The organism is Virgibacillus oceani (assembly GCF_041521345.1).
Classification (GTDB): Bacteria; Bacillota; Bacilli; order Bacillales; family Amphibacillaceae; genus Virgibacillus_N; species Virgibacillus_N oceani_A.
Window position 1 is genome coordinate 1 of sequence record NZ_JBGOHB010000017.1, and the last position, 13,610, is coordinate 13,610.

At 36.9% G+C, this 13,610-nt stretch carries 14 protein-coding genes and 1 pseudogene; 4 read left to right on the plus strand and 11 right to left on the minus strand.

The window, feature by feature from the left end; all coding sequences use genetic code 11:
• Positions 1-219 precede the first annotated feature (219 nt).
• From ACDX78_RS13090 to ACDX78_RS13100, 3 genes are read left to right on the plus strand one after another with little or no spacing between them, the layout of a single operon-like run.
• Positions 220-879: an RNA polymerase sigma factor gene (locus ACDX78_RS13090; protein ID WP_486028550.1), complete on the plus strand. Its 660-nt coding sequence runs from the start codon at positions 220-222 to the stop codon at positions 877-879.
• 58 nt (positions 880-937) lie between these two features.
• The gene (locus tag ACDX78_RS13095; RefSeq protein WP_486028552.1) at positions 938-1,528 is read left to right on the plus strand and encodes an ATP-dependent Clp protease proteolytic subunit; all 591 of its coding nucleotides are present in this window, start codon (positions 938-940) and stop codon (positions 1,526-1,528) included.
• Positions 1,528-2,511 carry an NAD-dependent epimerase/dehydratase family protein gene (locus tag ACDX78_RS13100; protein ID WP_486028554.1) on the plus strand — a complete coding sequence of 328 codons (984 nt, stop codon included), beginning with the start codon at positions 1,528-1,530 and terminating at the stop codon, positions 2,509-2,511. Before ACDX78_RS13095 ends, ACDX78_RS13100 begins: the two co-directional genes overlap by 1 nt.
• Before the next feature lie 556 nt (positions 2,512-3,067).
• Here the strand turns inward: ACDX78_RS13100 and ACDX78_RS13105 are convergent.
• The 6 genes from ACDX78_RS13105 to ACDX78_RS13130 form a co-directional block, all read right to left on the minus strand.
• Entirely contained in the window at positions 3,068-3,325 is a 258-nt protein-coding gene (locus tag ACDX78_RS13105) for a hypothetical protein (RefSeq protein WP_486028555.1), read from the minus strand.
• A gap of 23 nt (positions 3,326-3,348) precedes the next feature.
• On the minus strand, positions 3,349-3,567 hold the full coding sequence (locus ACDX78_RS13110) for a hypothetical protein (RefSeq protein WP_486028557.1): 219 nt from the start codon (positions 3,565-3,567) through the stop codon (positions 3,349-3,351).
• 124 nt (positions 3,568-3,691) lie between these two features.
• Positions 3,692-3,880, minus strand: coding sequence for a DUF4177 domain-containing protein (locus ACDX78_RS13115; protein WP_486028559.1), 189 nt, complete (start codon positions 3,878-3,880; stop codon positions 3,692-3,694).
• Positions 3,881-4,657: 777 nt separating this feature from the next.
• Entirely contained in the window at positions 4,658-5,449 is a 792-nt protein-coding gene (locus tag ACDX78_RS13120) for an ABC transporter permease (protein ID WP_486028561.1), read from the minus strand.
• Positions 5,433-6,401, minus strand: a complete 969-nt coding sequence (locus ACDX78_RS13125) for an ATP-binding cassette domain-containing protein (protein ID WP_486028563.1) — start codon at positions 6,399-6,401, stop codon at positions 5,433-5,435. The genes ACDX78_RS13120 and ACDX78_RS13125 overlap by 17 nt, the downstream gene beginning before the upstream one ends.
• 22 nt (positions 6,402-6,423) lie before the next feature.
• A complete protein-coding gene (locus ACDX78_RS13130) occupies positions 6,424-7,158 on the minus strand; it encodes a MerR family transcriptional regulator (RefSeq protein WP_486028565.1) in 735 nt (244 codons plus the stop codon).
• A 632-nt stretch (positions 7,159-7,790) separates the two neighbouring features.
• Here ACDX78_RS13130 and ACDX78_RS13135 point away from each other — a divergent pair.
• On the plus strand, positions 7,791-8,018 hold the full coding sequence (locus tag ACDX78_RS13135; RefSeq protein WP_486028567.1) for a hypothetical protein: 228 nt from the start codon (positions 7,791-7,793) through the stop codon (positions 8,016-8,018).
• Positions 8,019-8,062: 44 nt separating this feature from the next.
• Here the strand turns inward: ACDX78_RS13135 and ACDX78_RS13140 are convergent, their stop codons facing one another.
• The 5 genes and pseudogenes from ACDX78_RS13140 to ACDX78_RS13160 form a co-directional block, all read right to left on the minus strand.
• The gene (locus ACDX78_RS13140) at positions 8,063-8,593 is read right to left on the minus strand and encodes a hypothetical protein (protein WP_486028569.1); all 531 of its coding nucleotides are present in this window, start codon (positions 8,591-8,593) and stop codon (positions 8,063-8,065) included.
• A 613-nt stretch (positions 8,594-9,206) separates the two neighbouring features.
• A complete protein-coding gene (locus ACDX78_RS13145) occupies positions 9,207-9,947 on the minus strand; it encodes an aminoglycoside phosphotransferase family protein (protein WP_486028571.1) in 741 nt (246 codons plus the stop codon).
• Positions 9,948-10,135: 188 nt separating this feature from the next.
• Entirely contained in the window at positions 10,136-11,938 is a 1,803-nt protein-coding gene (gene glmS, locus ACDX78_RS13150; RefSeq protein WP_486028573.1) for a glutamine--fructose-6-phosphate transaminase (isomerizing), read from the minus strand.
• A gap of 435 nt (positions 11,939-12,373) precedes the next feature.
• Entirely contained in the window at positions 12,374-12,910 is a 537-nt protein-coding gene (locus ACDX78_RS13155) for a DUF2812 domain-containing protein (protein WP_486028725.1), read from the minus strand.
• Positions 12,911-12,999: 89 nt separating this feature from the next.
• Positions 13,000-13,196 (minus strand): annotated as a pseudogene (locus tag ACDX78_RS13160) (alpha/beta hydrolase family protein); the annotation flags it as partial.
• Between the last annotated feature and the right edge of the window lie 414 nt (positions 13,197-13,610).

Here is a 13,610-nt window from a genome sequence, read left to right on the forward strand (position 1 = left end):
TACCGCGCTTCCCATTCTATTCTTTTGTCTTTTAGAGTCATCGCATAACCTCCTGAATTCATTTCTAAGAAGATTATCGCATGGATGACTTTCTGATTCTATGTGTGTTTTATTTGACGCTTACTTTCATATTCAATTTTTTCACCCCAAAATCGTATCCTTTTCTTCCTATTTTCCGTTATAAGAAGTGAAAGGAGCGATTAAAAAGGAGTGTAAGTCATGAATCAAAAGTTTAATAAAGCGTGGGAAAGCTATGCTTCTTCAACATGGAAAGCTTGTTTGCGTTTTACCAATAATCATCATGATGCAGAGGATCTTATGCAAACAACCTGGCTAAAAGCTTACATGAGTTGGAAAAAGAAGCCTAAATCGCTGACGAAGGCATACTTTACTACCATTGCCAAAAATACATGGATTGACGAGATTCGTAAAAGAAAACCGTCAACTGTTCCGTATGAGGACAACTGTCAGCAATTCTGGGATTCTACTGAGTTAATGACTTCTTTAAACTTCACACATGTGTTAAGTACACTTGTCACCAGGTTAACCATAAACCAACAAATACTATTTCTTTTATCAGATGTATGCAGATATAGCCTGAAAGAAATAGCATTTTTGACAAATATGAGTGTAGGCGCTGTGAAGGCAACACTTTTTCGGGCAAGGCAAAAGATAATAAATGATGTTCGAGAAAATATGGAAGGAGTTCACCCTGTAGATGAGGAAGAAGCGCTTCGCGTACAGCTATATAGCCAAGCTTTGCAAGAAGGAGACATACAGCTGCTTACCAGCCTTCTTACCGACAATGCGTGTATTCCTACCTTATACGTTCAACAGCAGCAAGCCTATTCAACGTTAGATTGCAAAATGGTGGCTTAATTTTTCTTTTGAATCTAAAGTCATTATTGAAATTCAAATCTAAAGGGAGGTTTATTAGATGAGTGTTCCTATCCCTTATGTTATGGAACAAACCAATCATGGCGAAAGAAGCTATGATATTTATTCACGACTATTAAAAGACCGTATAGTTTTTATTGGATCTGAAATAAATGACACAATTGCAAATAGTGTGACAGCACAGCTTTTATTCTTATCATCACAGGATTCCGATAAAGATATTTCCATGTACATTAACAGCCCTGGAGGTTCTATTTCAGCTGGATTTGCGATTTTGGACACGATGAATCATATTAAGCCAGATGTGCAAACAATCTGTACTGGTTTAGCGGCTTCATTTGGTGCTGTACTGCTACTAGCTGGAACAAAAGGAAAACGGGTGGCTCTTCCTCATGCTGAAATTATGCTCCACCAACCGTTAGGCGGCATGAAAGGTCAAGCAACAGATATGGACATTTACGCCAAGAGAATTCTCAAGCAACGACAAGAATTAAATCAATTAATAGCGGATCGTTGTGGGCAATCGTATGAAAAAGTGGCATCTGATACCGAACGTGATTTCTTTATGTCAGCAAGGGAAGCGAAGGATTACGGGATTATTGACTCTATCTTAGTGGAGGGATCGGACTAATGAAAGTACTGTTGCTAGGTGGGACATTATTTTTAGGAAAACATATCGCAGAACAAGCTTTGAATAAGGGAATGGATATTACATTATTTAATCGCGGAAAAACAAATCCAGAATTCCTAAAAGAGGTAAAAGATGTCAAACATATTGTTGGTGATCGCAGTACAGTTGATATCGAAAAGCTTAAGGATAATTGGGATGTGGTGATAGATATTTCAGGTAGAGATCCAGATGATGTACAACGTTCTGTGGATCAATTAAAAGATCGTTGCAATACCTATGTGTTCATCTCAAGTATCAGTGCATATAAAGGACTGGATAAAGGTCCTGTGTTCGAATTAAATGCACTCAAAGAACTAGATAAAGGCGACTACGGAAGCAATAAAGCTACTTGTGAAGTCATAGTAAACAATGATTTTTATAATAACTCACTCATCATACGACCAGGTCTCATTGTTGGACCAGATGACCCAACAGACCGCTTTACCTATTGGCCATGGAGAATGAATCAGGGAGGAAGGATTCTCGTTCCAAAAATAAGCAAAAGTAAAAAAGTTCAGTTTATTGATGTGCGTGATTTAGCCTCGTGGATTATTGAGATAGTTGACAAAGGTGTGAAGGGTACATTTAATGCGGTTGGACCGAAAGAGACTCTGGGATTCAGAGACTTTCTTCTATCTTGTAATAAACTAGTGTCACCTGAAAACACAGAGCTTTACTGGGTAGAGGAACCCATTTTACAAGAAAATCAGATCCAACCCTGGTTAGAACTGCCATTTTGGCTCCCTGATTCCTTAAATATGAATGGGATGATGTGTGCGAACAGTGACAAAGCCATAGAAGCAGGATTAAGCTTTCGTCCAATGAAGGAAATTATAATGGATACACTTGAATGGAGCTTACATGAACGGAATGGGAGATGGGAAGCGGGGTTGGGAAGAGAGAAGGAATTTCGGGTGCTGGAAGTAGTGGGAAATGGTAAATAGCGCTTTTTGAGACATTGATCAAACGCTCTTCGAATTAGATGCTATGCTACATAAAGGAGATGATTCTTGTATCGACGGTATCATCTCCTTTTTAAGAGGTTATAGATCTAATGGAAAACCCTACTGCGGACAGATAATTGTACCGCGAGTCATTCACGCTTTTTAAATGTTATAAAAATTTTCGTCTTAATAACTCGGCTCTGCTCAATTCCTTTACTACTATGTCTTGATTTAACAAAACTAATTCCTTTAGTTTTAATAGACTCTAATGAGTCACTTGTCCATGATCCACTTGCATTGACAAGGTTCAAAAGTACCTGATTATAGTTCGTAAGCTAATCTTGTTCCGAAGGTAATGATAAAATAAGTGTTGATAAGGAACGATCTTCACGTTCTACCTCAATAATATTGAATCGTCTCCCATTCATCATATATACCTTAGAGCAATCACATAATTTCTTTTTGAAACACCGTCGCTAAGCTTTGTAAATTTTCTCTCTCCTAGTCCTTCTGGCAACACATCAGTATACGCCCGAATCGCTTTCACTTCCGGGTATTATTCCAAAATTTTTAGCACATTAATAAAGTCTTTTAATTCTCCTTGCGCTTGAATTTCGTGCAACATTTGATGTTCCAATCCTCGTGCTAGCTGCTGACCACCACTTTCTGCTGTAGAACGAATGAATTTATCGTCACCATAGTATCTTTTTGTATTTTCGTCCTCGTCCAAACGTTGTTTGGCAGACCCATTTTTGATCCGTTTGACCTTTGGAACTGAAGTATATTCATGTCTTAATTGATTCATCTGCACCAAATCAAAGTCTTCTGTGGATCCATCTACTTGTTCATTAATGTAAAACCTTCTTCATCATCGTTTTTGTTCAGAGAACGATATGTATATTTCTTTGCTTCTTTCAACTTCTCTTTATCTTGTATTTCTGGATGTGAAATCGAAATATTTTCATAAGGAATATGCTTATTTTTCACATTAACAATTTGTAAAACAGTCCATATATGGCCCTTTTGTTGAACAAACATCAATATTGACTCTTCCATTAACCTGTCCCTTTAACACAATAGAAGCTGCCATACCAACAAATCTTCCTTTTATTAAAGCACCCATTAACACAATAAGATTTAGTAAATATTTAATATTAATTAGGTGTTTTAAGCATCTTATTTAATGAGTCTTTCTTTCGAAAATAAGTTCATAATACGTAGGAGCCCCGTATGATCCCACTCCTGGAGCAAAAATTTGAACAAACCTCCATCCCTCTTTTGCATAATCCTTTATAACCTCTTGGTAATCTTCTTTTGCTTCTTTTCCCCATACCTTCAATTCGATACGTTCAAATTTATACTCGTACAAATTTCTCAACTCCAATTTTAAAAATCAATATATTCTCTCCTGTTTGCTTTTCTATTACCTCAATGTACTTCTCAAAAAACTTCTTAAAGAACTTTAATAATACTACGTTATCGTCTAGCAAAAAGTTTCCATTCTTGTTCAACTTTTCTGCCTCTTTAGTTTAAGTGCATTTCTTCACAAATTTCTATATAAGCTTTATTTTGTTTTACTAGTCCAGTTTACACTGAATTGCTTAATTAAGTAAGTCCTTTTAAAACAACATACCCCTTAGATAAAGAAATCCTAAGGGGTAAAACAGCGCAACTTTTTTATAAACGGTACGACTTTATTTTAAACTTACAGTAGATTGGTGTAACACCAAGCTACTACTGTTACCATAACTTTTGCTTAATAGCCACAATATTTGTCCAGTTACTTAAACTTTTAACAAGTTACTGTTATTTTTGTAACCCAACAGTTATTGTAGCTTTAGAATAAAGTTTGATCATAATAGGACTATAAAGCCTGATTCAATAAAAAGATCGAAGACTGCTTTTGAAAAAAGATTGAGCAAATCAGGCTCTGAAAATGATTCTTGCCGGAAGATTTTTATAAAAAAGTTTGAGCATTTTCTGCTATGTTATTTCATTATAGTCTCCGTTTCTGGAAGATCGTTACAATGAGCTTGAGTAAATCACCATTGAGACCTCAAACTACATTCTTCCACAAACGCCTCCATTTCTAATAATACTTTTCTAAAGATAATTCATTGAAAAGCCATTTTCATATCATTCAGCTTTAGCGATTGGTTTCCGATCTTGCAAACATGATTGATCCTACGATTGAAAATATCAAAAATAAACTTGCCATTACAGATAAATTCAGTAGCGGATGATGCACAACAATAGCATCGTATTCTGGTTCTCCCCAATAAAAAACAGCTCTGGCGAAATCAATACAATATGTCATCGGCATGATTTTCGCTAAAAAGCCAAGAATCCCCTCAGAATAAGTGATTGGGATAATAGCTCCTGAAAGAAGCAGCTGGGGCATAACAAGTAACATGGAACCAGCATCTGCTGTTTTGGCATCCCGCACAAATCCAATGAAAAAAATACCTAATGAAGCTCCAACCATGCCTATAATCGGTGTTATCAGTAAAAGCCACACCATATTCATACCACCGAGAGGGACTTTCATAACGATCGCTACGATAAGGATCCCTGCCAAACCAATTATGCTCATCACACCAGACCCCACCATTTTACCTAATATGATGGAATAACGAGAAATAGGTGAAACATACAGCTCTTGCGTCATGTTCTTATCACGCTCTTCAATTAATGAACTCATACCGCTAATCGTCTCCATAAACAAACTGTTGACCATCATACCAATCATGATAAATTGTAAATAATGAAATCCGACGCCTCCTCCTAAATTTTGAGACAAGCTCCCTCCCAATATCCCGAGAAAAAGGATTGGGAAAACGAGGCTCACAACGAATGGGACAGGGCTACGAAACGATCTAGAAAACTCCCTGAAAGCAATCGCTGTGATAGCATTAAGTTCTTTAGCGGCTACTGACATTGAAATCCTCCTTGTCCTTATGTTTCATCAGGTCCATATATGCTTCTTCCAACGTCGGTTGCATCACATTCAGCTTTTTTAGTGGGGTGTCTATTTTATATATTATATCCTGAGCAGTCGGTGCTTGATAGAAGACTTTAAAGCCATCTGCTGTCTCCAAAAAATCAACACCCAGAGCCAATAATTCAGACTTTAATTCATCTCGGTTACCCGCATCTATATTCATGCTTTTTTTAACCATAAGGCTACTTTTTATCTCATCTGGCGTACCAGACATCGCGATTTTCCCTCGATGAATCATACACACCTTATCTGCTGACTCAGCCTCAGCTAAATAATGAGTCGTTAAAAATATGGTTACATTCTTTTCTTTACGAACTTTTTGTATATGTTCCCAAAAGGAATGGCGACTGGCAGCGTCCAGCCCTTGTGTCGGTTCGTCCAAAAACAATATGTTGGGCTGATGCATCAGACTACGAATAATCTCAACTTTGCGCTTCATCCCACCGGAAAAAGTTTTCAGTTTCTTAAAAAGGGAGTCATCCATATCCATCATCTCAGCTAATTCTTGAAGATGTAGTTTATATTCGTTAGACATGAGTCGATAAAATGGACGATACCCATAAATGCCGTATAAACTTACATGGAGCCGAATGTTTTCTTCTAAAGTCAATTCTGGATCAACGCTCGGGTTTTGAAACAAAATGCCAATGTTACGTCGAACCTGTTTTGCTTCCTTATCTACATCAAAACCTGCTATTGTTACTTCCCCATTGGTTTTAGACAAGATTGTCGTCAGAATAGAAATAGTCGTTGTTTTCCCAGCACCATTTGGACCGAGAAAGGAGAAAAATTCTCCCTCATTTACCTCAAAACTGATATGGTCTACCGCATTCTCCGTAGATCCATAATACTTTTTCACTAATCTATCTACTTTTATTACAACTCCCATTCTATTTCCTCCAATCCCAAGCCTATTGTGCGTAATTTACAGAAGCGGCATATAAATAATAACTTAATCCAATTTGTTGCTCTTCCAGCATATTTTTGTGAAATTCATCGTTAATAAAAAACCAAGTGGATTCAACAAAACCTTTCGGATCTAACTCCATGACATGATCATTGATATAGCGGATATGATCAGAGATCAGTTGCTTCACTCTTTCATCATCAACAGCCCATCCTTGTTTTAACGCAAAAGCCATTTTATCCATAAACGCTTGTGACTCCCTTGCTGACTCATCTAATTCCTCACTGTTTACATCATCTGTAAGAATTTCATATTGATAGTTTTCTTTCAAATACTCATTTTGCTCTTTTAATTGATCCTGCCATTGTTCTTTGTTTAGTCCTTGGAACATACTTTGCTCATCCATTACTTCTCCACGTTCTTCAAAATGAATGGTTTCATTGATCGTAGTTAATATAAGACTGATTCGCTCTTCTTTCTTTTCCAGCAGTTCTTTCTGTTCAATTAAAACATGGTAACGATTCTTTCTTTCATACAATATTTTTTGAATAGCTTTCAATGAAAAATCTAATTCCCTATAAAACAAAATATGTTGTAATTTTTCTAATTCATTTTTCCCATACAACCGATATCCAGATTCAGTAATTTTGCTAGGCTCTAACAAACCAATCTTGTGATAATGATAGAGCGTTTTGACCGTTATTCCTGTCAAATCAGCCACTTGTTTCACTGTAAGCATGTTGAACTCACCTCCCAATATATAAACAATAGACCCTTACCTAAGGTAAGAGTCAACAATTATTTTGATATTAATTCAATGACTGTTTATTATAATTAAGCAATTCAATACTAAAGCAATAAAAATGAATTAGGTTCCAATTACCTAAAGCTAACCCTTCTGTTTAATTTATCGTGTTATTTATTCAATAAGTCTTGTTCAACAATCGCTCCTTTAACGGAAGAAAACCATTTAGCCTTTATATTTAGAAATAAAGAGGCAACGATCTCCCAGGTTCGATTACGGAAAAATCCTGCATATTAACACAATTGTATCAAACTTTTTTATAAATCATCGATCTTTATTTCAAATTATCAATCTTTATTATAAATCCACAGAAGGATTTTCCTTTTTTTGTTGAAGTATACATATAAGAAAATATTAGGGAGTGTTTAATCATGAAGTATTTACGTATTTCCTAATTACTATCTTTGAGTTTTTTAATTTTCTTACTAGTCGACCCTTTAGAGTCAGATGCTGCAAGTAGATCAGATTGTTCAGACTCTTATGTAAGGTGTCAATCTGTAACAATCCATCAAGGAGATATCTCACACAGTTCTAATAGTATATATGTTCCAAGTGGCGGTAGAATCATGCTAGATGTTATGACATACGATGATAGTTTATTTCAAGTAGGTGCATACCTGTACGACGATAATTTAAATCTTATTGATTCTATTGGCGCAGCAGGTAGAGGAGGGAGTGATTTTAAAACAGTTAATGCTCCTAGCAGTGGATACTATCATGTAGTTTTAAGAAGTGGAGATTCATCACAAGGTAGATCTCATGCTAGAGCATATTTGTCATATGCATATAGATAAAAAAAGGCATTACTAGCTCATTTAATTTGCTAGTAATGCCCTTTTTATTTTAATGATTCAGCAGTTTCCATCAAGTTTTCTTTTGTATATTTCTCATTGATTTTTATGCTCATAATATATTCAATGTCTTGATGTTTATATACTAATTCTAGAATCGAGTGTATTTTATTTGGTTTAACAGTGTCTATAAAAACTTCTTTTCCATTACTTAGTTTGTTGTTGTTTTCCACATCTCTAAGATTTTCTGTATTAACAGTATACTGAAATATATCTTTTCTGTCTTCACCTAGATAATGTATGGACAAATTACTTTCTTTTTCTATTTTGGCGAATCTTTTTGTGACTTCAAATGGTATTTTTTGTGGTATCGAAATTATCGAAATGTCTTTATCTATTTTCTTCTCAAATTCATTTATAACTTTGTCTACATTTTTAGTATAACCTTTTACCTGATATACTTCATCAACGCTCATTGGCTCTTTTGAATCGAAATCATATTTTTGTGCCACACTAATGCTTGCAGAAGTAGTGAATAATATAAATGTGACGATCATTAAAAAGAAAGTTTTTTTCATAATACGCCTCCTTTTGCTTATCTTTTGAAAGAAGACAAACTTTAAACTAAAATTTTTTGCCTTAAATTTAAGTTTGGTGAAAGTAAAGTCAAATTTGTACCTCAGCATAGAAAATATGGAGTTTCTTTATGGCGAAATTTGCTTATCAGATGAAATGTTCTAATTTTTTCACACTGACTATGGCGATGGTGGTGGATTTTTTTAACCCTCTTTCCACATTATTTTCCGATTCCCCTGTATATATACACAAAAAATTTAAGTTATGGCCAAACACTCACCGGCCATAACTTTCTTTTTTGCTTTCCTCTTTTTTTTAGGCATCGAAACCTCCAAAAAAAGACCATTACAGTGTGCGGTTTTCTGCGGGCATCGAACCCTTGCAAATCCGACGTTTGACCGTTAATGTAGTGGAAATGTAGCTTTAAAATAAAGTTTGATCAAAAATACCTCACAAACCCCGTATTGGACCGTAAACAGAGGAATCCATTTTGAAAAAAGATTGATCAAAAAGGATTCCTATTCAATATATTTAAATCAGTTTTTTATAAAAAAGTTTGATCATTTTCTTCTTCTTCTGCTAATCAAGTAAATCTGGTATTCAGGAATAGATCTTCTATGAGCTGATTTCTTTCCAAGCTTCTGCTACCTTAAGCATGTTGTAACCGAATTGTTCCTGACCACTTTTGATTAAAAATAACCCTGTAGAAATCGACTGAATGTAACCCCATTCCCATATCCCTTGCGTATCCACGCCAGTTAATTGTCCAAGCAAAGAACAACGTTTTTTGCCAACTTCTAAAGGTTCCTCTACTAAATCATCAAGCCATTCACGCATGAGGATTCCTAAGTCATAGGATGGTTCTCCTACCAAACCATTAGGGTCGATCAATTTAAATGACGGTTGAGGTTTAGTTGGATCTTGCAGAGCATTTCCATGATGAGCATCGCCATGAACCAAAACAGCTTTGGTGAAGTCTATATTTGCTAATCGAGATTCCAAAAAGGTGAGCGATTGATTGATAAGTGCCTTTGAACAGGGCTTTCCAAGCTCGCTCCAGAGTTCTGGGATGAAATTTTGAAACCATTTAATAAGATCAGGCATCGATTGTAAATGATGGGGTTGTTGTAAGGGCTTCCATGAATGTCTAAGCATCGAACAAATAATTTCGATTTCTTCTTTGGTGGAGTACCCCTGTTGATGCAAAGGTGAGCCCAAACGTTCCAATAAGATAGCTCTTTGACTCATATCTCTTTGATTAATCGCACAATATGACAAATAACTGAACACGCACGAACTATTATTGGACAAGGAATTGAACAGATATTGGACAAAACAAAAAGACTGAATCCGCATTGGATCCAGCCTTGATTCGTATTGATTCTACGATTGAATTAATGTTGAAAACACATGGTTTTCCTGCTCTTTTTCTTCTCTCTTCCTTCAGCTCCGGATACCAACTATTTAGCAGTAGGTACCGACTTTTTAGCAGAGGGAAGAAGAATGAAACAGGGAGATACAATTATAACACAAGAAATAACTCCCTACTCAACAGTAACCGACTTCGCCAAATTCCTCGGCTTATCAACATCACACCCACGATGAAGTGCAGCGTAATATGCTACCAACTGCAACGGTACTACACTAACAAGTGGTGTCAATAATTCATGGACTGCCGGGATAACAAAAGCATCCGTATCTCGCTCCATACCTTTCATGCTAATAATCAAATCATTTGCGCCTCTTGCGACAACTTCCTGCACGTTACTGCGAATGGCATAATTCACTTCCGCCTGTGTCGCAAGGGCAATCACTGGTGTTCCCTCTTCAATTAAAGCAATCGTTCCGTGCTTTAATTCACCGCCAGCAAAACCTTCTGCCTGAATATAGGAGATCTCCTTTAATTTCAATGCCCCTTCCAGGCATACATGATAATCCGTACCTCGGCCGATGAAAAATGCATTGCGGGAAATTGGTAAATAGTCTCTCACCAATTCTTCGATAGCACTTTTCTGATCTGTCAAAACCTCCATCGCATTCGCAACCATCGCCAATTCTTGCATTGGATCAAAGTTAAGCTCCAGCCCTTTGGCTTTCGCTGAATCCACAGCCAGAATTGCCAACACTGCGATCTGTGCTGTATAAGCTTTCGTTGATGCTACTGCAATTTCCGGTCCTGCATATAAATGCAGCGTGTAATTCGCTTCACGGGAAAGGGTGGATCCTGGCACGTTGGTAATTGTCAGTGCCGGATATCCCATTTCCTTTATTTTCACTAAAACAGCACGGCTATCTGCTGTTTCCCCACTTTGAGAAATAAATATAAATAACGGTCTTTCGGACAATAATGGCATATTATAAGAAAATTCACTGGCAATATGCACTTCTGTTGGGATATTTGCCATTTTTTCCAGAAAATCTTTACCAACGACCCCTGCATGATAGCTAGTGCCAGCTGCAATAATATAAATCCGGTCGGTGTCTTGCAGAACTTTTCGTATATCAGCATCCAATTTCAACGCATTGTTTTCTGTCTGATATTCTTCCATAATCTTGCGTATGACAAAAGGCTGCTCGTCAATTTCCTTTAACATGAAATGAGGGTATATCCCTTTCTCAGTATCTGCGGCATCGATCTGGGCAGTGAATGGTTTACGATCCACGACAACACCATTCAGCTTTTGAACCTCGACAAAATGGCGGTTTACCTTCACGATTTCCTCATCATAAATTTCCAGATACTGATCCGTTACTTTTAATGTTGCCATGGCATCACTTGCGACAACATTAAAGCCATCACCCAAACCAACTAACAGCGGACTTTTATTTTTTGCCACATATAAATGATCCCGGTCTTCCCGATCAATCAAAGCAATAGCATAGGAACCCTTCAGTAAACGCATTGTTTGCCTGAAAGCCTCAGCTGTATCCTGTGTTTTTTCCACAAGATTTTCCATAAGCTGCACGATTACTTCTGTATCTGTTTCGCTTTTCAGCTCTACATCATGGAGGTATTCCTCGCGTAGTTCCTGGTAATTTTCAATAACGCCATTATGAACCAAAGTGAACCTGCCAAACGCACTTTGATGCGGGTGTGCATTCTCTTCACTCGGCACACCATGCGTCGCCCAGCGGGTATGACCGATCCCCATTGTTGCACGAATGGAATGGTCAACATCTTCTCTAAGTGCTGCAATACGTCCTTTTATCTTGGAAAGGTGGATACCTTGATCATTCAGCATGGCAATTCCTGCTGAATCATAACCACGGTATTCCAGCTTTTCCAGTCCATTCAATAAGACTTCCTTTGTATCATTTTGTCCGATAAACCCTACAATTCCACACATAACGCTGTGGCCTCCTTTTTCCAATAAGGGGCAGTCAACGTCATTGATTATATTTTGGCAAGTGAAAAACCTGCCCGGGGCGTTGAACTGCCCCTTTCCCGTGATTTGTCTGCATTCTGCTGCATTCCTTTGTCCAACAAGTTGCCTCATTGATTTAAGAATGTGCGTCACGATTGGAATGTACAATCGGAAGGTATCCGCCGAAAATTTCGATCACCTTCACCTCGTCAACTATTTTCATTTATCGGTCAAAAATAGTTCTGGCGCTTTTATTGCTGCTCTTGCGATGCTCCTTTCTATTTTTGAATGAAAAGGCACAATACATTTTAACCGAAAAAAGCCATGTTCGTCAATTATTTTTCGTGTGCCATTAGTTATTTTATGTGAAATTGCTGTAAAAGTTCATAGTTGTTGCTTAGTGAAATAAACACCAAATCACCAAAACTGCTTATTCGTCTGATAAAGCTTCACCACGCCAAATGGCGCCAGCAGCCATATAATAAAACCGACCAGGAATGTACTTATCCAAAAAACATTCCCATTAAACGTTAGTGTTCCTCCAGCAAAAAATAAAGTGAACCCGCTGAGGATCAGAAACAGCAATGTCGTGAGTAATATATACATCGTCATACCCGTAAAAATATACATCATTCTGCGATTACGCTTAATTACACCATCCCGAACAGGAAAACACAGAATATCAGCCACCGTGTTCTCATTGTAAATCACATTCCAGCGTGCACTTTGATAAGCTGGTAACCATCCCGATTTTACCAGACCCATAGGTAAGGTGTCGTGTTTATCTTTACCATAATCCAGATGATACTGAATTTCCTTTATATCATCTGTCTCTTTAAAATAAAATATTCTTGTCACAACATCTAGCTTCACAAATTGATAGCCTTTCAAAGCCATTTTTTGCAGCCAGTCTTCCGTTTCCCTAATATCAAAACTCCAGAAAGGCCTGAACACTTTTTTCAAAACAACTCTCTCCCTTCCTGTTATATTCTACGTCCAAATACGAAAATCTATGACAAAATAGAAATAAGCGCACGGGATTCTTACCCATACGCCATGCAAACTTTCACTTTATTCCTGATGTTTTCCCATAAATCAAGCATCCAGCTGTACACTTTTATCTCATTCTCCTTCTTGGAAAATCCGTGCCCTTCATCATCCATCACATGATATTTCACTTCACGGCCCTTTTCCTTTAGCTTCTCACGATCTGATCAGATTCCTTTTTCACTACTCTCGGGCTATTAAACAGAGGCGGAGAGTTTTAATGGTATATCAAAGAACAAAAATAGACTGCTCATATATCATAACGGATTTTAATGATACATGAAAGAGCAAAAAATGCCAGTTCATATAACATAAAGAGTTTTAATGATATATGAAAGAGCAAAAGATGCCAGTTCATATATCATAAAGAGTTTTAATGATACATGAAAAAGTAAAAATCGACTGATCATGTATCATAAAGAGTTTTAATGATACATGAAAAAGTAAAAATCGACTGATCATGTATCATAAAGAGTTTTAATGATACATGAAAAAGTAAAAATTGACTGATCATGTATCATAAAGAGTTTTAATGGTATATCAAAGAACAAAAAGTGCTTGATCATGTAGCACAAAGAGCTTTAATGGTACTTACATAAAACGAACG

Bases quoted from the DNA above. Each gene is read 5' to 3' on its own strand.
- ACDX78_RS13090 (WP_486028550.1), top strand. From the start codon at position 220: ATGAATCAAAAGTTTAATAAAGCGTGGGAAAGCTATGCTTCTTCAACA.
- ACDX78_RS13095 (WP_486028552.1), top strand. From the start codon at position 938: ATGAGTGTTCCTATCCCTTATGTTATGGAACAAACCAATCATGGCGAA.
- ACDX78_RS13100 (WP_486028554.1), top strand. From the start codon at position 1,528: ATGAAAGTACTGTTGCTAGGTGGGACATTATTTTTAGGAAAACATATC.
- ACDX78_RS13110 (WP_486028557.1), bottom strand. From the start codon at position 3,567: ATGGAAGAGTCAATATTGATGTTTGTTCAACAAAAGGGCCATATATGG.
- ACDX78_RS13120 (WP_486028561.1), bottom strand. From the start codon at position 5,449: ATGTCAGTAGCCGCTAAAGAACTTAATGCTATCACAGCGATTGCTTTC.
- ACDX78_RS13125 (WP_486028563.1), bottom strand. From the start codon at position 6,401: ATGGGAGTTGTAATAAAAGTAGATAGATTAGTGAAAAAGTATTATGGA.
- ACDX78_RS13130 (WP_486028565.1), bottom strand. From the start codon at position 7,158: ATGCTTACAGTGAAACAAGTGGCTGATTTGACAGGAATAACGGTCAAA.
- ACDX78_RS13135 (WP_486028567.1), top strand. From the start codon at position 7,791: ATGCTAGATGTTATGACATACGATGATAGTTTATTTCAAGTAGGTGCA.
- ACDX78_RS13140 (WP_486028569.1), bottom strand. From the start codon at position 8,593: ATGAAAAAAACTTTCTTTTTAATGATCGTCACATTTATATTATTCACT.
- ACDX78_RS13145 (WP_486028571.1), bottom strand. From the start codon at position 9,947: ATGCGGATTCAGTCTTTTTGTTTTGTCCAATATCTGTTCAATTCCTTG.
- glmS (WP_486028573.1), bottom strand. From the start codon at position 11,938: ATGTGTGGAATTGTAGGGTTTATCGGACAAAATGATACAAAGGAAGTC.